Origin of the sequence: Agaricicola taiwanensis (genome assembly GCF_014635245.1) — a bacterium.
Classification (GTDB): domain Bacteria; phylum Pseudomonadota; class Alphaproteobacteria; order Rhizobiales; family Methylopilaceae; genus Agaricicola; species Agaricicola taiwanensis.
On record NZ_BMCP01000002.1, the window covers coordinates 1,228,559 to 1,248,194 of the forward strand.

Sequence of the window (19,636 nt, forward strand, 5' to 3'; positions counted from 1 at the left end):
CCTGAGGGTCGCTGAAGGCGACCTCACCCTGAGGGATCGCGCAGCGATCGTCTCGAAGGGTCGAAGGATGGGCCACGCGTTCCGGCGTCACCCGCGGTCGCGCAGGAGCCTTGCCTTGTCGCGGTTCCAGCTGCGCTGTTTCAGCGCCTCGCGCTTGTCGTGGGTCTGGCGGCCCTTGGCCACGGCGAGCTTCAGCTTCGCCCTGCCCTTTTCATTGAAATAGAGCAAGAGCGGCACGATGGTCATGCCCTCGCGCTGCACGGCGGCGGCGAGCTTGTTGATCTCGCGCCGGTGCATCAGCAGCTTCCGCGGGCGCTTGGTCTCATGGTTGAAGCGGTTGCCGGCGAGATATTCCGGGATATAGGCGTTGATGAGCCAGAGCTCGCCGCCTTTTTCCTGAGCATAGGCCTCTCCGATGGTCGCCTTGCCCGAGCGCAATGACTTCACCTCCGTGCCCGACAGCATGATGCCGGCCTCGAAGGTGTCCTTGATCTCATATTCAAAGCGGGCGCGCCGGTTTTCGGCGACCGTCTTGACCGACGGATCGTCGCGCTTGGCCATTGTCCTTCTTGTCCTATCCGTTCAGCAGCCCGGCATGCACCATGGCCGCGCGCACCGCGTCCTGCGTTGGCTTTGAGACCGGCACCAGCGGCAGGCGCGTCTCCGGGCTCATCTTGCCGAGCAGCGAGAGGGCAAACTTCGCCGGCGCCGGATTGGTTTCAAGGAAGAGGCTGGTGTGGAGCGGCAGCAGCCGATCCTGCAGCGTCAGCGCCGCCTTGTAATCGCCGGCAAGGCAGGCCGCCTGGAACTCGGCGCAGAGACGCGGCGCGACATTCGACACCACCGAGATGCAGCCGTCGCCGCCATGGGCCATGAAGGCCAGCGCCGTGCCGTCCTCACCCGAGAGCTGGTTGAACTCCGGCCCCATGGCCTGGCGCTGCAGGCTGGGGCGCAGCAGGTTCATGGTCGCGTCCTTCACGCCCGCGATGTTCGGGAGCTCATAGAGGCGCGCCATGGTTTCCACCGACATGTCGATGACGCTGCGCGGCGGGATGTTGTAGATGATGATGGGAATGCCGATGGCGTCGTTGACCGCCTTGAAGTGCTGGTAAAGCCCTTCCTGGGTCGGCTTGTTGTAATAGGGTGTGACGACGAGAACCGCATCCGCACCGGCCTTTTCCGCGTGGCGGGCAAAATCGATGGCCTCGGCAGTGGAGTTGGAGCCGGCACCGGCGATGACGGGCACGCGGCCTGCCGCTTCCTTCACCGTCAGCTCCACCACGCGCTTGTGCTCATCATGGCTCAGCGTCGGGCTTTCACCCGTGGTGCCGACGGGAACGAGGCCGTTGGAGCCTTCCTCGATCTGCCAGGTCACGAAATCGCGAAGGGATTTCTCGTCCACCGCTCCATCCTTGAACGGCGTCACCAGCGCGGTGATCGAACCCTTGAAGGGCGGACGGTGGGACATGGCGGAAATCCTTCAGCTTTGCACGTAACGCTCAGTTGAGCGCATACTGATAGCGGCAGGGCGCTTCGCGGGGAAGCCCTCGTTTCGCCGCCTTCGCTCTTTATTAGATTTTCTAACGGGTTACGTTTCATCAACCAAGTACGGGCAAAGTTTCCTTTCACTCTCGGGAGCTGACGGACGTGTTGAGCCGAACTGCGGCGACTGCCCTCGCCTTGATCTGGTCTTCCTCGGTTATGGCGAAGGTTCCGTTGCCGGAGCCGCGCCCCGGCACCATGGCGGCTGCCGCCGCGGCGGATGTGCCCATGCCGGTGGCCGCCTCCCGCGTGACCAATGCGGCGGAGACCGCCATCGCCGCCACCGCCAGCATCCCGCTGACGCAGCCGGCGGCGGGCCCTGCCCTGCCCGTTTCCAATTCCGCGCCGCAGATCCGGCAGCTGCTCTCCAGCCTGAAGAAGGGCGATCTCGCCGGCGCCAACAGCGTCTCGGCCTCCTTGCGTGATCCCGCCGCCCGCGCGCTGGGCGAATGGCTGACGACCCGCTATGCCTCGCGGCAGATGGGCTTTGCCCGCCTCGCCGATTTCCTGGAGCGTTATCCCGACTGGGAAAGCCGCCGCAACGTCCGCCGCCGCGCGGAAGAGGCGCTTTACCTGGAGAACATCCACCCCAACACGGTGCTGGGTTTCTTCGCCAAGCGTCCGCCGACCTCCGGCATGGGGCGGCTTGCCGTGGCCCGTGCGCTGGTGGCGCGGGGCGATGTGAAGGGCGCGGCGGCCCATGCGCGCGCCGTGTGGCGCGAGGAGGACCTGCCCGACAGCGTGCAGGACGGCATGCTGAAGGAATTCGGCCGCATGCTGGCGGCCGAGGATTATCAGTATCGCGCCGAGCGCCTGCTCTACCGCGGCCGCAACGCCGAGGCCCTGAAGGTGGCGGCACGCGCGCCCGCCGGCTATCGCGCGCTGGCCCAGGCCCGCGCGGCGGTGAACGCCCGCGCCAAGGATGCCGCCGCCAAGCTGGATGCCGTGCCCTCGGCCTATCGCAAGGACCCCGGCTATCTTCACGCGCTGGCCGAATACCGCCGCCGCGAGGAGCGCTACACCGATGCCGCCAAGGCGGTTCTCGCCGCGCCCAGCAACCCCGCCACGGTCATCGATGGCCGCGAATGGTGGAACGAGCGCCGCGTGCTCGCCCGTGAGCTTCTGGATGTGGGCGAGGCCAAGACCGCCTACCGCGTCGCCGCCTCCCATGCCTCCACCTCGCCCGCCGATGCGGCCGATGCGGAATTCCACGCGGGCTGGATCGCGCTTCGTTTCCTCAACGACCCGCAGACCGCGCACAAGCATTTCGCCAAGCTGGAGCAGATCGGCTCAACGCCCATCACGCTGTCGCGCGCCCGTTATTGGCTCGGCCGCGCGGCGGAAGCCTCCGGCAATGTCGGCGGCGCCCGCAGCTATTATGAAAGTGCGGCACAATTCGCGACGACCTATTACGGCCAGACCGCGCTCGCCAAGCTCGGCCGCAGCGATGTCACCCTGCGGCGCGCGCCGAAATTGAGCCGGGCTGAACGGGCCGCGTTCGAGCGCCGCACCGGCATCCGTGCCGTCTCTATTCTTTACGCCGCCGGCGGCCGTGACGAGGCGCTCGGCCTTTTCGGCGATCTCGTCGACAGCGCCCACACCACGGCGGAATATACGCTTCTGGCGGAGCTTGCCGAAAAGCACGGCGACGCGCGCGCCATGACCTTCATCGGCAAGGAAGCGACCCAGTCCGGCCATCCGCTTGACGATGTCGCCTTCCCCACGCTCGGCATCCCGAAGATCCGACCGGCCGGACCCGGCGTGGAACTGCCGCTCGTCTATGCCATCGCACGGCAGGAAAGCCTGTTTCATCCCTCTGCGAAATCCGGCGCGGGCGCGATCGGCCTCATGCAGATGCTGCCCTCCACCGCCAAGCTGACCGCAAAGAAGTTCGGCATCACCTATGCACCGGGCAAGCTGACAGACCCATCCTATAACGCGACCCTGGGGGCGACCCATCTGGGCGAGCTCACCGACAATTACGACGGCTCCTACATTCTCACCTTCGTCGCCTATAACGCCGGCCCCGGCCGCGTGCGCCAATGGGTCGAGAAATACGGTGACCCGCGCGACCCGCGCATCGACCCGATCGATTGGGTGGAGCGTATCCCCTTCACCGAGACGCGCAACTATGTGCAGCGTGTGATGGAGAACGTGCGGGTCTATCGCGCCCGGCTTGGCACGAAGGCCAGCCAGTCGATCGAAGCCGACCTTCGCGGCGCGCGCTGATGCTTTGACGGCCGGTGCGGGCGGGATAGTCTCCGCGTCATGACCGACGCTGCCGTTGCCCCCTCGTCCGCCGCCGATGCCGGCGTGCGCTCGCTTTTCCTGCGCGCGCCCGATGGGCTGAAGCTGCACCTGCGCGATTATGGCCTCACCGCGGTGAGCGACCGGCTGCCGGTGGTGTGTCTGCCGGGGCTTGCCCGCACCGCTGCCGATTTCGATGTTCTCGCTCGCGCACTCTCGTCCGGCGAGGAACCGCGCCGCGTGCTGGCGCTGGATTATCGCGGCCGCGGGCTTTCCGAGCATGACCCGGATTGGCGCCGCTACGATGTGCGGGTCGAGCTTGCGGACGTGCTGTCGATCCTGGATGCGCTGGGCATCACGCGCGCCGTCCTCGTCGGGACCTCGCGCGGCGGGCTCATCTCCATGGCCATGTCCGCAGCCCGCCCCGCCCTCATTGCCGGCGTCGTTCTCAACGACATCGGCCCGGTCATCGAGACGCAGGGGCTGCTGCGCATCCGGGGCTATGTGGGCAAGCTGCCGCAACCCCGATCATGGCCGGAAGCCGCCGACATCCTGCGGCGGCTGACCGATGGCCAGTTTCCGGCAATCCCGCCACAGGATTGGACCGAGCTTGCCCGGCTGACCTGGCGCGAGGGCAAAGACGGCCTGGAACTTTGCTATGATCCGGCGCTGCTGAAGACCGTGGAGACGCTCGATCTGGAGCGCCCACTTCCCCCGCTGTGGCAGTTTTTCGACGGATTGGGGGCTATGCCCCTGCTCATCGTCCGTGGTGAGCACTCCGATATCCTATCGGAGGACACGCTCACGGAGATGCAGCACCGCCATCCCCGCATCGAGATTCACCACGCTCTCGGCGAAGGACATGCGCCTTTCCTGCGCGACGAGGCGTCGATCGGGCGAATTGCGGATTTCGTCCGGAATATCACCTGATCCGGTTCCTGAAGACGACCGCCTGGTCTTTGCCCGGCCACCGTGTCGAGCGTTGCAGGGCAATCTACCGTGCAGAAAGCTTGAGGCAATAAAAAACCCCGGCGCAGAGCGCCGGGGTTCGTAACCCGAAGGTTTGGTCGATCAGAACTTGCGCTCGACGCGACCCATGACGCCCCAAGAGTCGTCATTGGTGATGACCGGGGTGTCGAAGTTATCGTCAACGATGTTGCGATAGAACACTTCGAGGCCGAGATCGAGGTTCTGCACCGGCGTGTAGATGACGTTTGCCGCAGCGATGAACTGCGAGAAGTCACCCACCGGAGCGCCACCAACCAAGCTGACCACATCGGATTCGACGTCAGCATAGCCGAGGGTCAGGTTGGAGCGGAACACCGGGTTGAACACCCAGGTACCACCACCGGTGATGGCCCAACCAGAGCTGGTCTCAAGACCGAAACCGCCAGCGCCATCAGCGATGACGAAGGAATCGGCACGAGCGATGCCGCCGGTGGTGCCAGAGCCCACCCAAGGACTGGCCACAGTGCCGAGGTAACCGATCGCGCCGTCAGCGTAAGCGGCCGACGCCCAAAGGCGGGTTCCCTGGCCACCCATCGGCAGGTTCACAGCACCGGCCGCCTGAACTGCGAAGCCGTACTCGTCGTCAGCACCAACCCAGAGGCCACCGACTTCAGTGTTGTCACGGTTCTGATGGATCGCACCGGACAGCTGGAACGAGCCCCAGCCCTGAGCGACGCGCACGTTCGCGACGACGTCAGGCATCATGGTGCCAGCATAGGCGATCGGAGCACCAAGCAGAGCAACAGCACCACCGCCGGCCACTTCGCGGTTCGAACGATCTTCGATCGAGAGGCTGGCCGACCAGCCCGAGCCGAAGGTTGCGGTGTAGCCGAGCAGAGCGGTCGACGTCACTTCGGAGTTATAGGCGCCGGTGAAGGAGCCGTCGTAGACCGCGTCGAAGAACGACTGGGTCTTACCAGCGGTGAAGCCGGCGAACTGAACGAAGGCCTGGTGGACGTAGAAGTCGTCGCCGTCCGTCGCAGTGTTGGCGTTGTTGATGTAATTCCCGCGCATACGGAGATAGGAGCGCAGCGTGCCGAGCTCGGTCTGGGTGCGGGCGTCGAATTGCAGCTGAGCGCGGCCACGGAAGGTGAGCGCGTCGTTTGCACGATCGAACGGCTCTTCGTAGCGCAGGTCGAAGCGAACGAGACCCGAGATCTGCAGGCAGGTCTGGGTGCCGGGAATGTAGAAATAACCATTGCCCCAGGTGTCGCAGATGCGAACGTATTCGACCGGCTCTGCCAGCGGCAGATCAGCGGCCTGAGCCCCGGTGATGGCGGCGATGCCTGCCACCGAACCGAGAAGAAGGCTCTTCACCATCTTCATTGTAGTCCTCCAAAAGTTTCGAGACCCTCGGGAAGCTGCACCCTACAGCGCCAATCCCCCGAATGACCGTCCGAATTCCCACTGGGTCCCCGAACGGCACGACCGGGGTTCCCCCCTGCGCCGTTATCGAAACCATACGCATTCGCTTTCACCAAGCAACAAACAGAAGGCGGTTTTGCCCTATCCCGAGCACCTTTCCGCCACACTGTGTCTCGCTTGCAACATTTCTAAGGAGCGGTTAACGCCAAGAAATTCTTGGAACGATCAGCTCTCAATCGCGTGAAGACGAAAAGCGCGGGCGTAGGCGCCATCCCGCGACATGAGCTCGGCATGGTTGCCTTGTTCCACAACCTGACCGTTCTCCACGGCGATGATTCGATCCGCCTTGAGCACGGCCGCAAGCCTGTGCGCGATCATGAGCGTGGTCTTGCCGGCACGTTCTTTTGCCAGGCTTTCCAGCACTCTTGCTTCTGTTGCCGCGTCGAGCGCGGACGTCGCTTCATCGAGAAGGAGGATGGGAGAATCGCGCAGCAGAGCCCGCGCGATGGCGATGCGCTGCCTCTGTCCGCCCGAAAGGCGAGTGCCGCGAGGGCCGACGCGGAAATCAGTTCCGCCCGGCAGGCGCTGGACGAACTCCAGGGCATCCGCTGCCCGCAGCACATCAAGAATATCCGCATCATCGACGTCCAGCAGCCCGTAAGCGACGTTTTCACGGACGGTGGCATCAAACAGAAGGCTGTCCTGGGCCACGAGAGCGATGGACGCGCGCAAATTGGCGATCGACACACGGTCGAGATCCTGGCCGCCGATTTCCACGCTGCCCTGATCAGGATCGTTCAACCGCGCGATCAGGTTGAACAGCGTGGTTTTGCCGGACCCCGATTCCCCGACGATGGCGGTCATCCGGCCCGGGAGAATATCCGCGCTGAGGCCTTTCAAGATCGGCTTGTCGGCATCATAGGCGAAATGCACGTCACGAAAGGCAATGGCGCCCGCAGGATCGGCCAGTGGGGCGGCGCCGGGCGCATCGATGATCCGGGGCTGCAGGTCTGTCACTTCATAGATGCGTTCGACGGCGGCCATACAGAGTTGAAGCACCGCGTTGATCTGCAAAAGGCGTCGCAAGGGATCCGCCAGCAGCATCAGGGCGCCGACGAAGGCCATGAGCTGTCCTGGCTCCGTCTCGCCTGTCATGACCGATCGGCCGCCGACCATAAGAACGGAGATGAGGGCAATGGCTGTCACCACATCCATGATCGGAGACAGCGTTGCCTGGGTGCGCGCGATTCGGATCGCCACCTGCCGACGCGTTGTCACGGTTGTCGACAGACGCTCCTGCTCGACAGGCTCATTGCCTTCAGCCTTGATGGAGCGAATAGAGTGGAATGCTTCCTCGAAAGAGCCGATGAGGTCTCCATTCAGCTCCTGCCCGCGATGCGACAAGCGGCGGACACGGCGCGTTGCGAGCACCGTCGGAACGGCGATGAGGGGCGCGCCGAGCATCGCAAGGCCTGCCCAGTACGGGTTGGTCCAGATCACATAGCCAATGAGCCCAAGGATGGTAACGAAATCCCGCCCTAGCGTCACAATAAGATTGGTCGCTGACTGATTGAGGACATTCACGTCTTCGGTGCCGCGGGCGACGATCTGCCCGATGCTGTTCTTCTGGAAGAAGACCAGATCCAGCTTCAGCACATGCGCAACGAATCGCTTCTGCACAGCAGCCGTGACTCGGTTTGAAACCAGCGCCAGCAGATATTGCTGTGTGAAGGCGGAGCCTCCACGCAGAGCAAAAATGATGGCTACGAAGGCAACGATCTCGTTAAGCTGATCAATGGCTCGCCGCACGAAGACCTCGTTGACGAGCTGCTCAAATAACCACGGAAGCACCGAGATGGTGCCAGCATAGACGATCATTGCTCCCACAGCGACAAGAAGCGTCGCGATGTGCGGGCGGAAAAATTCCCGCACGAATCGGGCGAACAAACGGTTACGCTCGCCCGAAGGCTGCTTGGCCGCCTCGCGGGTGGATCTGATCTGAAGAACGTAGGGGTCGTGTATCTGATTTGTCATTTTTGGGCTCTGCGCGGCCGGACGCTATCCCTTTCGGCTCCGCGAGGAAAGAACTGTCATCTTATATGTTGAGAGTGGGCGCACGGGCGGGTAGGTTCTCGCCGCACGACAGGAAACAGGCAGATGTCCTTGATCGAGAATCCCAATCTGACCAAGGCTCAGCCCGAGCTGACGGCGTGGAGAAGACTCCGGTTTGCTCTACGTAGACCTGTCCAGGGCTTCCAGCGCCGCCGCGGATCGATGCACAGCCCACTGACCCGCATTCTTGGCGCGGCCGAGCATCTCTTCATCGACCATGCGCTTTTTCGCTACATCTACCTTAATCTGCACAGGGTCAGCCCGAATATGGAGCGGGCGGCCCAGCCATCCCCGCTTCACATCCGCGCCGCCGCACGCCGCGGCGTGAAGACGGTGATCAATCTGCGCGGAGAGCGTAACTGCGCGTCTTACCTGATGGAAAAGAAGGCCTGTGAGGAAAACGGGATCAAGCTGATCAACTTCGGCATCACATCGCGGGCTGCTCCAGCGCCCGAACAGATCCTCGCCTTCGATCAGCTTCTTAGCGAGATTGAGTATCCCGCGCTCATGCATTGCAAATCCGGCGCGGACCGCGCGGGGATCGCCAGCGCGCTCTACCTTCTGCTCCGGGAGAACAGTTCGTTCGCTGAGGCCTTCGCTCAGCTGAGCCTGCGCTACGGGCACATTCGACAAGCGAAAACGGGCATCCTCGATGCAACGCTCATGGCCTATGCGGCCGATGCCGCAAGAACCAATGTCGACTTCAAGACCTGGGTCCAAGACCATTATGATCCGGCCGAAGTGACGCGGTCATTTCATTCCAGCCGGCTGGCGAACATCTTCAACGACCGCATCCTCGACCGGGAGTGATCCTCGCGGGATAGTCACTCAGTCGGCACAGCCACGGCATCGTGCGCGTGGCCGCGATCAACATGACGGCGTCCCAGCAGCGAGTAGACGGTGGGAACCACGAAGAGCGTGAGAATAGTGCCGAGCGTCATGCCGCCCACGATCACCCAGCCGATCTGCTGGCGGCTCTCAGCCCCCGCACCCGTTGCCAAAGCCAACGGCAGGGCACCGAACACCATGGCGCCCGTTGTCATCAGGATCGGACGCAACCGCAACACCGCGGCGTCGATCACGGCTTCCAGCCGCGATTTGCCCTCTTCCTGCTGCTGATTGGCGAATTCCACAATCAGAATGCCATGCTTGGTAATCAGGCCGACGAGAGTGACAAGGCCAATCTGCGAATAGACGTTGAGCGATCCCCCGGTCAGCCACAAGGCTGCCAGGGCGCCAGTCATGGAAAGCGGCACCGACAGCAGGATGATGAAGGGATCGGTGAAGCTCTCGAACTGGGCCGCGAGCACGAGATAGATGAACAGGATCGCCAGCACGAAGACCAGCACGATGCTCTGGTTGGAGGTGATGAATTCGCGGCTCTGCCCCGCATAGTCCGTCTGCATCGTATCCGGCAGCGTCTCCTGGGCCAGATCGTTGACCACGCGCAGTGCTTCTCCGGTAGAAGCTCCCGGCACCAGATTGGCGCTGATAGTGGCCGCGCGAAGCTGGTTGAAACGGCGCAGGTCACGCGGCGCCACCGTCTCGCGCAGCGTCACGATGTTGGACAGTTGCACCATTTCACCTGACGGTGCGCGCAGGAAGATGGTCGACAATGTCTGGGGCGATGCTCGATCTTCAGCAGCCATTTGAATGACCACGTCATATTGCTCGCCCTCCCGCTCGAAGCGCGTGACCTGACGACCGCCGAGGAGCGTTTCCAGCGTGCGCCCCACCACCGACACGTCGAGACCGAGGTCTGCGACCTTCGCGCGGTCGATGGAGACGGATATCTCAGGCTTGTTCAGCACCAGATCGCTTTCAGCATTCTGGAACATGGGATTTGCCTGGACCTTTTCCAGCAGCGCGTTGGAGACCTCCTGAAGCTCTTCATAGGTGCCGGACGTCTGAACGACATATTGGACGGGCTTTGATCCAAGGCCACCGCCGCCGCCGAGGGAGGGAGGATTGCTGCCGAAGACCATGACGCCGGGGATGCGACCAAGCTTCTGCTGCACCTCGGCCACGATGCTCTGCTGCGACCTTTCCCTGTCGTTCCAGTCGTTCAGGCTGACGAAACCGAAAAGATTTTGAACCTGAGGGTGGCCATTGATGACGAGATAGGAGCGAACATCGTCGGTTTCGGCGAGAACTTTCTCCACCTCCCTGCCGTAACGGCTCGTGTATCCGATGGTGGCTCCTTCAGGACCGGTGCCAAACAGACGAATAGTGCCGCGATCCTCGGTGGGGGCCAGCTCCTGCGGCAGCTGCGTGAAGAAGAAAACACTTCCCAGGGCAACAAGAAAACCAAAACCGAGAACGAGGATCTTGGCGTTGAGCGCCCCCTGAAGCACACGGCGATAACCATTGGTGGTGGCTTCAAAACCCCGCTCCAGCGCATTGAAGATGCGTCCGTGACTGCTCTGATGTTTCAGGAGCTTGGAGCACATCATGGGGGTCAGTGTCAGAGCTACAAATCCCGAGACCAGTACGGCACCGGCAAGCGTCAGCGCGAACTCCAGGAAGAGGCGACCCGTACGACCCTGTGCGAAGGCGATCGGCGCATAGACGGCGGCGAGCGTCATGGTCATGGCGATGATGGCAAAACCGATCTCACGCGCACCAGTGATCGCCGCCTTGAAGGGCTTCATGCCCTCCTCCACATGCCGATAGATGTTTTCAAGCATCACAATGGCATCGTCGACCACAAGACCGATCGCCAGCACCATGGCAAGCAGCGTCAGCGTGTTGATGGTGAACCCGAGCGCAAACATGAGCGCGAAGGTGGTGATCAGCGAGACCGGGATCGTCACGATCGGGATGATCGAGGCGCGGAAGCTGCGCAGGAAGAAGAAGATCACCAGCACCACGAGAACAATGGCCTCGCCGATGGTGGTGAAGACGGCTGCGATCGACCGGTCGATAAACACCGCGCTGTCGTAACCGATCTCGGCGGTCATCCCTTCCGGCAGACTTTGCGCGATTTCCGGCAGGACCGTCTGCACCGCCTGAGATACATCGAGCGGATTGGCCGTGGCCTGCTTGACGATACCGACGCTGACGGAGGTTTGCCCGTTGAACCGGCTGCTCTTGCGGTCATCGCGCGCGCCGACTTCCACCCTGGCGACGTCGCCCAGTTTGACCTGATAGCCGTCGGCAAGCTTCACCACTATCGCGGCAAACTGATCGGCCTCGGTAAGGCCGGTGCGGGATAGAACGGTGAACTCGCGGTCAGAGCTTTCGATGCGGCCGGACGGGATTTCGACGTTCTGGGCCCGGACCGCACTCTCCACATCCTGAACAGTCAGACTATAGGCCGCCAGCCTTTCGCGATCGATCCAGATGCGCATGGCAAAACGCCGCTCGCCGAAGATTGTGACATCAGCCACGCCGTTCAGGTTCTTCAGCCTGTCCACGATGTTGCGGTTCACGTAGTCGGTGGTCTCAAGCTGGCTGAGGCGGTCGCTGGTGAAGCCGATAAAGAGGACGGGCTGAGCGTCGGCCTCAACCTTGGCGATCCTGGGTTCCTCGATCTCGTCCGGCAATTGTCGTCTCACACGCGATACACGGTCGCGCACGTCGCTGGCGGCAACGTCGGGATCGATATCGAGCCGAAAACGGATGCTGATGCGGCTTGATTCAGACCGGCTGGTGGATTCCAGAACATCGATGCCCTCGATGCCGGCAAGTGATCCCTCCAGGACCTGCGTCACCTGAGACTCGATGATCTGCGCAGACGCGCCGGGATAGGTCGTGGTGACGGAGACCACCGGCTCGTCGATGCTCGGATATTCGCGCACCGTCAGGCGGTCGTAGGACACCACGCCGACCAGGAGCATCATTACGCTCATGACGGTCGCGAAGACCGGACGCTGGACGCAGATCTCCGAAATTTTCACGGGCGCCTCGTCTCAGCTGGTGCGCTGCTGCTGCGCGATTATATCCACAGGCCTGCCGTCACGCGCACGATTGTGCCCGCTGACGATGACCATATCACCTGGCGCGAGTCCTCTCGTGATCTCGACCTCGCCGGAGCGGCGCTCGCCGAGCTCAACACCGACTTCGACGGCCTTGTTGTCAACGATCTTGAACACGAAGACTTCGCTACCCCGGGGCACAACGGCCGCTTCCGGAATAACCACCACCTCACCGCGATCAGCACCGATCACGTTGATGCGCGCGAAAAGACCAGGCCGTAGCAGCCCCTCCTGGTTCGGCATCCGGGCGCGGATACGAAGCGAGCGGCCGTTCACATCCACCTGCGGATCGATGGCGTAAATCTGGGCACTGAAGGTCTTGCCCGGAAGCGCATCAACGATGACATCGACGTTCTGGCCGGTTTTGACGTCGGCGAGATTGTTTTCCGGCAGTCGGAAATCAAGCTTCAGAGTGTCGATCTTTTCGAGATTGGCGATCGCGGCGCCCGCCTGGACATAGGCACCCGAAGAGACTTGACGCAATCCCATGACGCCGCTGAAGGGAGCGCGAATGTAGCACTTATCGAGCCTGACCTGGGCGAGCTCTTCTGCGGCGCGGGCGATGGCGAGATTGGCCACCGCTTCATCCCGCGCGCGAGCCGTGCCGATGCCGGACTGGGAAAGGGAATTTGCCCGTGCGTAGTTCGCCTCCGCCAATTTGCGCCGCGCCTGGGCATCGGCCAATTCGGCTCTGATGAGGGAATCGTCGAGCTTCACAAGCACATCCCCCTCCTGAACGCCGGTACCTTCAGCAAAGCGGATCTCAGCGACCCGGCCCGCCACTTCGGCAGCAAGCGTTACAGACTCGTCGGAAGCCAATGTGCCAACCGATCGGATCTCAAGCCGGGACTGTTGTACGCGCGCCTGCGCGGTTTCGACGGGAGGCGGCGCTGCAGGGCCTCGCTCATTCGCCGCGGGTGCCTGGGCGGAGGCCTCGTTCGCACTGAAGCGCGCGAGAATATCGCGGCCGGTGTCGGTGGTCGTTCCGACATAAGCCAAACCTGCCGAGGCCGCCAGCGCGCCAAGCGCGACGATGGATTTTCGCATGCGGAAGACTCCTGAGGCGCCGCGCTTGCCGATCATAGCAGAATTCCATCGGGAAGCGTCTGACGATTATACGGTGCTCTCACGAATTTCCGTCGCAGCTTTCCATAAAAATTATGGGATCAGGTCGCGGTATCATCGCCGGCGGCCTGAAGGCCTTCCGCGACCTCGGCCGCCTCATCACCAAAAAAGACGCCGAGGGCATGAAGCTGAGCCTCGGAAGACTTCAGACGCTCGACAACAGCGTCGCCACCGCGCGCCACCATGACGCTGAGCAGTTGCTCGATCAGAGCCCAAGCCCCCACCAGCGACGGGAAGAACGACGGACCCTCAGTTTCGAAGTGCAGTGCAATATTGGCGCCGAGTGCAAAAGGCGCCACGGGACTGTCGGCGATGGCGATCAGCGTGGCACCGCGACGGGTGGCATGCTCGGCAACAATCATGGCTTCGCGGGAATAAGGACGGAAGCCGATGATGACGACCACGTCTTCCGGGCCGACCGCCCGCAGTTCCGCTTCCAGGATGCCACCCATGGAGGACAGCAGCACAACCTCTGGCCGGAACAGCCGGTATTCATAGGCGAGCGCGAACGCAGGCCCGAAGCAGGAACGAAAACCGGCGATGAAAACATTGCGAGCCGAATTAAGCGCCTCGGCGGCCGCCAAAAAATTCTGCGCCGTGTTGACCGAACGCGTCGCGTCCACCGCTGCCAGATGCGCGGAGTGCATCTCGTCCATGAGGCGGGTCGCCGGATCAAGGCCAAGCAACCGTTCGGCACGTTTGGAATAAAGATCCGGGGCGCCGCGCATGCGGTCCACGAAAGGCGCCTTGAACTCTTCCCAGCCACGAAAATCCAGTGCCCGCGCAAGCCGAACGAAGGTAACCGGCTGAACCGTCGCACGCGCAGCAAGGCCCCGCATGGACAGGATCGCCACGTCATCCGGCCGCTTCAAGACATAGGTCGCCGCGATTTTCTGCTGAGGCGTCAACTCATTGAACCGTGCGCGGATCCGGTTGACGAGATTGGTATAAACTTCGCCCATAAGGTCCCCCAAGCATGGCCGGCGCCATCTACATCGCATGACAGTGAATTTGCAACAGTTGTTACATAAACCTGTTGTGATGTGTTCATAAAGCAGTGAGGCGCCGGCCTGCGACACATAGGCATCCGACCTTCGACAGGTGGCGTGAAAGCCAAAAGTGGACTAACAAGCAGGCTCATATCGGACGCGGAATCTCGTCCGCCTGCGGCATTAGCCCTATCATCGGCTTGCCCTTCCATCACAAGGCCTTCCGAACGTGGCATTTCCTCCGACGCATCCCTCGCTCATGCGCGCGCTTGCGGAGCGCAACTACACAGAGCCCACACCAGTCCAACGTGCGGTCATCGAGGAGGCCGGTGCGGATCGGGACCTTCTCGTTTCCGCACGCACCGGCTCGGGCAAAACCGTCGCTTTCGGCCTTGCGATCGCGCCCAACCTGCTTGGCAGTGCCGAAAGGCTTCAGGCGGCGGACCGGCCGCTTGCTCTCGTCATTGCGCCCACCCGCGAGCTTGCGTTGCAGGTGCAGCGCGAATTGGAATGGCTTTATGCCCAGACGGGAGCACGCGTCGTCTCCTGCGTAGGTGGGATGGACCCCAAGCGGGAGCGCCGCCTCCTGAACGAGGGTGCCCACATCGTCGTCGGGACGCCTGGCCGTCTGCGTGATCACATCCAACGCGGCAGCCTCGATGTATCGGCACTGAAAGCGGTGGTGCTTGATGAGGCGGACGAAATGCTCGATCTCGGCTTCCGTGAGGATCTCGAGTTCATCCTGCAAACGGCACCTGAGAGCCGTCGCACGCTTCTGTTCTCAGCCACGATTCCCAAGGCCATCACCGCCATGGCTCAGACCTACCAGCGCGATGCCTTGCGCATCGAGGCGTCAGGCGGCGAGCGTGGGCATGCCGATATCGAGTACCGCGCGATCCGCGTTTACCCGCGGGAAGCGGAGCATGTTGTCGTCAATCTCCTGCGTTATCATGAGGCGGCCAGCGCCATCGTGTTCTGCCACACGAGAGACGCGGTACGGCACCTCCATGCCATTCTGCTCGAGCGCGGATTCTCAGCCGTTGCCCTCTCAGGTGAGTTGAGCCAGGCGGAGCGCAGCCATGCGCTTCAGGCCCTGCGCGATGGCCATGCGCGCGTCTGCGTGGCGACGGATGTGGCCGCGCGCGGCATCGATCTTACGAGCCTTGGTCTCGTCATCCACGCCGATCTGCCGCAGAATGCCGAGGTGCTGCAACATCGCAGCGGACGCACCGGCCGCGCCGGCCGCAAAGGCATCAGCGTCCTGCTCGTACCGCCGGCGCGCCGCCGCCGCGCCGAGCAGATCCTGGCCATCGCTAATGCCAGACCGACATGGGGCGCCCCTCCCACCGCGGAGGAGATCCGTCAACTCGACCAGCAACGTCTGCTGGCGGACCCGATCCTTGGCACAGAAGTCGGCGAAGAAGATGCCGGTATGGTGGAGGCGTTGCTGACGCAGCGTTCGCCCGCCGAAATCGCCGCGGCGCTTGTGAGGCTGCATCGCTCACGCCTGCCGGCCCCGGAAGAGGTTTCAGACCCCGGCGAGGCGCCGACACGCAAGACACGCGATGCGCGCGAACCGCGTGCCGAGCGCCGCGAAGGTCCCGAAACCGACCGCAAACCGCGTCGGTCACGGGAAGATTTTGGCGATGCCGTGTGGTTCCGGCTTAACATCGGCCGCAAGAACAATGCCGATCCGAAATGGCTGCTGCCCATGATCTGCCGCCGAGGCAAGATCGGACGCGAGGATGTCGGCTCAATCCGCATCTTCGACCATGACACCCGGTTCCAGGTAGCGACACGCGTTGCCGAAGCCTTCGCGAGCGCCGCGCGCAAGCCTGATGGCGACAACATCCGGATCGATCTCTACATCGAAGGCAAAAATCGCCGGGTGGAACAGGCTGAGATCAACGTCGAGCCACGCAAGGCGAAGCCATTCAAGCCGAGGCCCTCGCCTGAGCGAGCAAAGGCTCCGGAAATCTCCTCCAAGGCCACGGACACGAAGAAGAAAAAGAAGAAGAAGCCCAAGAAGGTGGGCTGATACCGAACAGGCGACAAAAAGAACGGGATGATCTACGGCTATTACGTCACTGGAGGCAGCCTATAGGCTTCGACTCAATGTACGTGAGATTTCGAGGCTGGCGGCAGCCTCGCTTCTTACAAAGAGTAAGCTCAGCAGCTACTCTTGAGCATGGCTGAGAAATTACGCACATCAATGGCATTTCAGGACGCGCGAGAGCTGGGTGACTGGCTGGCCGAGCATCACCACAGCAGCAGCGAGCTTTGGGTTCAGATTTTCAAGGCCGGCTCTGGTCGGTCGTCCGTGACTTGGACTGAATGTGTTGTAGAGGCAATCCGGTTCGGCTGGATCGACGGCCAGAAGCAGCCGTTTGACGCGACCTCTTTCCTCCAGCGCCTCACGCCGAGGAAGCCGAAGTCAAACTGGTCAGCGAAGAACCGAGAGCATGCAACAAGACTAATCGCGGAAGGACGGATGTCGTCTGCTGGGCTGGCGCATGTCGATGCGGCAAAGGCAGACGGGCGCTGGGAAAGTGCCTATGCGGGATCGGCAGCGATGGTGATACCTCACGACTTCCTTGACGCGCTGGAGACGATGCCGAATGCCAAGGCGTTCTTCGAGACGCTCGATCGCAAGAACCTCTACCCGATCTATTATCGCCTCCAAACGGCGAAGCGGCCCGAGACGCGCGCGAAGAGAATGGCTCAGATCCTTGCGCAGCTCGATCGTGGCGAGCGATTCCACTGATCCGTCAGGTGTTCAAATTCAGAAGGCGACGACAGCGGCGAAGATTGAACCGGTTGTAAACCGCCGCCGTGGACGGCCCATACTCGCCCGGGCAGTCGCACCAGCGACCTGACCTTCACATGCAAGATGCCGGAGATTACCCGGCGGTCCTCGACCCCTAGCGCCTGGCTGGTTCTTTGGCTGCTCCTCCCGAAGTCAGTGGCGTGCTGAGGCAAGAAGGTGTCGGGCCCGTTCGACAATAGGAAGATCCACCATCTTGCCGCGGCGACTGAAGGCACCATCGCCTCGGGCGAGCGCCTCATCGAAGGCGGCCACCACAGCCTCGGCCTCCTCTATCTCCTCCGGCGTCGGAGCAAAGCTCTCGTTGAGAACAGGCAGCATGGAAGGATCCCCTTACCGGCGCGGGGGCCGCTGTCCTGTCCAAGGAAGCTATTGGACGTGAGGTCCAGCCGCGCGCCGACGTGCATCCATCACGCACGAGATGACCGTGGCGGCGTTCTGCACCTCAACTGCAAAAAAATTGCGGGATGATGTCGAAAACGAAAAACTCCGCTCGTCGCTTCAATGTCAGGCCGATCGGGCCGGCTCAACCAAGGAGACGGACTATGCGTGTAATGGTGTTCGTAAAGGCGACCAAAGACAGCGAAGAGGGGATCAAGCCCACCGCCGAATTTCGGCAGATGCTGGAGGACATGGGGAAGTATAACGAAGAGCTGGTCAAGGCCGGCATCATGCTTGCCGGCGATGGCCTCAAGCCGTCGTCGCAAGGCAAGCGCGTCGCTTTCGATGGCCCCGGCCGCACCGTGATCGACGGACCTTTCGCCGAGACCCGCGAGCTGGTCGCCGGCTTCTGGCTCTGGGAGGCCAAGGACATGGACGAGGCTGTGGCCTGGGTGAAGCGCTGCCCCAACCCCATGCCGGGGCCGAGCGAGATCGAAATCCGGCCGCTCTACGAGATGGCGGATCTGGAGGCAGATCTCGGCGTCTGAAGCCATCGGAAAGTGCAAACCCTGTCGGCCATAGCCCGCTTGCGTCATCGAGGGCTTTGGTCGACAAAACGGCATGACTGCAGGCGAAACGCATCTAGCCATCGAAGCAGTGTTCCGCATTGAACGCGCGAGGCTCATCGCGGGCCTCGCCCGCGTCGTGCGCGATGTCGACCGTGCGGAGGAGCTGGCGCAGGACGCTCTGGTCATTGCCCTGTCCGAATGGCCCCGGACCGGCGTTCCCGCCAATCCCGGCGCTTGGCTGATGACAGCTGCCAAACGCCGCGCCATCGATGCGATCCGCCGTGACAGGATGCGCGAGCGCAAGCATGAGGAGATCGCCCGGGATGTGGACGAGGTCGGCCACACAGCCGAACTGATCGAAGCGGCCATGGACGACGACCTCGGTGACGAACTGCTGGGCCTCATCTTTGCCGCCTGTCACCCGGTCCTTTCGGCTGATGCCCGTGCGGCGCTCACGCTCCGCGTCATCGGCGGCCTGACGACCGATGAAATCGCCCGCGCTTTCCTGTCGAGCGAGACGACGATCGCGCAACGCATCGTGCGTGCGAAGAAGACGATCGGAAAAGCGGGACTTCGCTTTGAGGTACCGCGCGGCGCTGAACGTCAGGCGCGGCTCGCCTCGGTGCTGGAGGTGATCTACCTCATCTTCAACGAAGGCTATGCGGCCACGGCGGGCGACGATCTTGTCCGGCCGAGCCTGTGCCTGGAGGCGCAGCGTCTGGGCCGCGTCCTTGCGGGGCTGATGCCTGAGGATGCCGAAGTCTTCGGTCTGCTGGCCTTGATGGAAATACAGGCGTCGCGTTTGTCGGCACGCATCGGATCAGACGGCGCCTTCGTGCCGCTGACCGAACAGAACCGCGCCCGCTGGGACCAACTGCTGATCCGCCGAGGCCTTGACGCACTGGCCCGCGCCGAGGCTCTCGGGAGCAACGGGTCCTATGTGCTGCAAGCAGAGCTTGCGGCCTGCCATGCGCGTGCGCGCAGTGCTGCCGATACCGATTGGCCCGGCATCGCGGCGCTCTACGACCGGCTACGAGGCGTGATGCCCTCCCCGGTGGTCGATCTTAATCGAGCGGTTGCCCACAGCATGGCTTTCGGGCCCGAGGTGGGCCTGCGGCTGGTGAACCAGATTGCCGACGCTGACGCCTTGCGCAGCTACGCGCCCTTGCCGGCAGCACGGGGCGACTTCCTGTTTCGGGCCGGCCGGTTGACCGAGGCCCGCGCCGAATTCGAAGCCGCGGCCAGGCTCACCCGCAATGCGAGGGAGAGGGACTTTCTCCTCGCCCGCGCGGAGGCTTGTGGCTAACGGTATGTTTCTTCGTGTCCTGAAATGTCGTCGGCGGGACAGAAGGCTGCGTCCGGGCCAACTCTCGGCACTCCAAAATATGCCTTTGGATGATGTGATCGGTAGAAAGTGGCGGGCCATGCGGGATAGCGATGAGAACTATGTGTATTCTATAGCCCTCTATGTCCCTCCAAAATGAGGGGAAGGTAGAG

General features: G+C 62.7%; 16 protein-coding genes and 1 pseudogene. 7 read left to right on the forward strand and 10 right to left on the reverse strand.

Annotated elements, in window-relative coordinates:
* Nucleotides 1-87: 87 nt before the first annotated feature.
* The 3 genes from smpB to IEV58_RS13395 form a co-directional block, all read right to left on the reverse strand.
* Nucleotides 88-561, reverse strand: a complete 474-nt coding sequence (smpB, locus tag IEV58_RS13385) for an SsrA-binding protein SmpB (RefSeq protein WP_188410208.1) — start codon at nucleotides 559-561, stop codon at nucleotides 88-90.
* A 13-nt stretch (nucleotides 562-574) separates the two neighbouring features.
* Nucleotides 575-1,468 carry a 4-hydroxy-tetrahydrodipicolinate synthase gene (gene dapA, locus IEV58_RS13390; protein ID WP_188410209.1) on the reverse strand — a complete coding sequence of 298 codons (894 nt, stop codon included), beginning with the start codon at nucleotides 1,466-1,468 and terminating at the stop codon, nucleotides 575-577.
* 157 nt (nucleotides 1,469-1,625) lie between these two features.
* Nucleotides 1,626-1,772 carry a hypothetical protein gene (locus tag IEV58_RS13395; RefSeq protein ID WP_188410210.1) on the reverse strand — a complete coding sequence of 49 codons (147 nt, stop codon included), beginning with the start codon at nucleotides 1,770-1,772 and terminating at the stop codon, nucleotides 1,626-1,628.
* On the opposite strand from IEV58_RS13395, the gene IEV58_RS13400 reads away from it, so the two are divergent.
* Together IEV58_RS13400 and IEV58_RS13405 are read left to right on the forward strand one after the other, a co-directional pair.
* Nucleotides 1,771-3,771, forward strand: coding sequence for a lytic transglycosylase domain-containing protein (locus IEV58_RS13400; protein ID WP_188410211.1), 2,001 nt, complete (start codon nucleotides 1,771-1,773; stop codon nucleotides 3,769-3,771). The genes IEV58_RS13395 and IEV58_RS13400 overlap by 2 nt on opposite strands.
* Nucleotides 3,772-3,810: 39 nt before the next feature.
* Entirely contained in the window at nucleotides 3,811-4,719 is a 909-nt protein-coding gene (locus tag IEV58_RS13405) for an alpha/beta fold hydrolase (RefSeq protein ID WP_188410212.1), read from the forward strand.
* A gap of 141 nt (nucleotides 4,720-4,860) precedes the next feature.
* On the opposite strand, the gene IEV58_RS13410 is transcribed toward IEV58_RS13405, so the two are convergent.
* Nucleotides 4,861-6,123, reverse strand: coding sequence for a porin (locus IEV58_RS13410; RefSeq protein ID WP_188410213.1), 1,263 nt, complete (start codon nucleotides 6,121-6,123; stop codon nucleotides 4,861-4,863).
* Nucleotides 6,124-6,387: 264 nt separating this feature from the next.
* A complete protein-coding gene (locus IEV58_RS13415) occupies nucleotides 6,388-8,196 on the reverse strand; it encodes an ABC transporter ATP-binding protein (RefSeq protein ID WP_188410214.1) in 1,809 nt (602 codons plus the stop codon).
* Between the two features lie 123 nt (nucleotides 8,197-8,319).
* Here IEV58_RS13415 and IEV58_RS13420 point away from each other — a divergent pair, with 123 nt between their 5' ends.
* Nucleotides 8,320-9,084 carry a fused DSP-PTPase phosphatase/NAD kinase-like protein gene (locus tag IEV58_RS13420; RefSeq protein ID WP_229729411.1) on the forward strand — a complete coding sequence of 255 codons (765 nt, stop codon included), beginning with the start codon at nucleotides 8,320-8,322 and terminating at the stop codon, nucleotides 9,082-9,084.
* A gap of 14 nt (nucleotides 9,085-9,098) precedes the next feature.
* Here IEV58_RS13420 and IEV58_RS13425 read toward each other — a convergent pair whose 3' ends face one another.
* From IEV58_RS13425 to IEV58_RS13435, 3 genes are all read right to left on the reverse strand, one after another.
* The gene (locus IEV58_RS13425; protein ID WP_188410215.1) at nucleotides 9,099-12,173 is read right to left on the reverse strand and encodes an efflux RND transporter permease subunit; all 3,075 of its coding nucleotides are present in this window, start codon (nucleotides 12,171-12,173) and stop codon (nucleotides 9,099-9,101) included.
* Between the two features lie 12 nt (nucleotides 12,174-12,185).
* Entirely contained in the window at nucleotides 12,186-13,298 is a 1,113-nt protein-coding gene (locus IEV58_RS13430) for an efflux RND transporter periplasmic adaptor subunit (protein ID WP_188410216.1), read from the reverse strand.
* Nucleotides 13,299-13,417: 119 nt separating this feature from the next.
* Complete coding sequence (locus tag IEV58_RS13435) at nucleotides 13,418-14,338, reverse strand: MurR/RpiR family transcriptional regulator (protein ID WP_188410217.1); 921 nt, start codon at nucleotides 14,336-14,338, stop codon at nucleotides 13,418-13,420.
* A 286-nt stretch (nucleotides 14,339-14,624) separates the two neighbouring features.
* Here IEV58_RS13435 and IEV58_RS13440 point away from each other — a divergent pair, with 286 nt between their 5' ends.
* On the forward strand, nucleotides 14,625-16,403 hold the full coding sequence (locus IEV58_RS13440; protein ID WP_188410218.1) for a DEAD/DEAH box helicase: 1,779 nt from the start codon (nucleotides 14,625-14,627) through the stop codon (nucleotides 16,401-16,403).
* Nucleotides 16,404-16,553: 150 nt separating this feature from the next.
* Nucleotides 16,554-17,129, forward strand: a complete 576-nt coding sequence (locus tag IEV58_RS13445) for a YdeI/OmpD-associated family protein (RefSeq protein WP_188410219.1) — start codon at nucleotides 16,554-16,556, stop codon at nucleotides 17,127-17,129.
* 43 nt (nucleotides 17,130-17,172) lie between these two features.
* Here IEV58_RS13445 and IEV58_RS18445 read toward each other — a convergent pair.
* A pseudogene (locus IEV58_RS18445) lies at nucleotides 17,173-17,309 on the reverse strand (IS5/IS1182 family transposase); the annotation flags it as partial.
* Between the two features lie 15 nt (nucleotides 17,310-17,324).
* Nucleotides 17,325-17,510, reverse strand: coding sequence for a hypothetical protein (locus IEV58_RS13450; RefSeq protein WP_188410220.1), 186 nt, complete (start codon nucleotides 17,508-17,510; stop codon nucleotides 17,325-17,327).
* Between the two features lie 224 nt (nucleotides 17,511-17,734).
* On the opposite strand from IEV58_RS13450, the gene IEV58_RS13455 reads away from it, so the two are divergent.
* Nucleotides 17,735-18,118 carry a YciI family protein gene (locus tag IEV58_RS13455; protein ID WP_188410221.1) on the forward strand — a complete coding sequence of 128 codons (384 nt, stop codon included), beginning with the start codon at nucleotides 17,735-17,737 and terminating at the stop codon, nucleotides 18,116-18,118.
* Between the two features lie 73 nt (nucleotides 18,119-18,191).
* The gene (locus IEV58_RS13460) at nucleotides 18,192-19,445 is read left to right on the forward strand and encodes an RNA polymerase sigma factor (protein WP_188410222.1); all 1,254 of its coding nucleotides are present in this window, start codon (nucleotides 18,192-18,194) and stop codon (nucleotides 19,443-19,445) included.
* Nucleotides 19,446-19,636 lie beyond the last annotated feature (191 nt).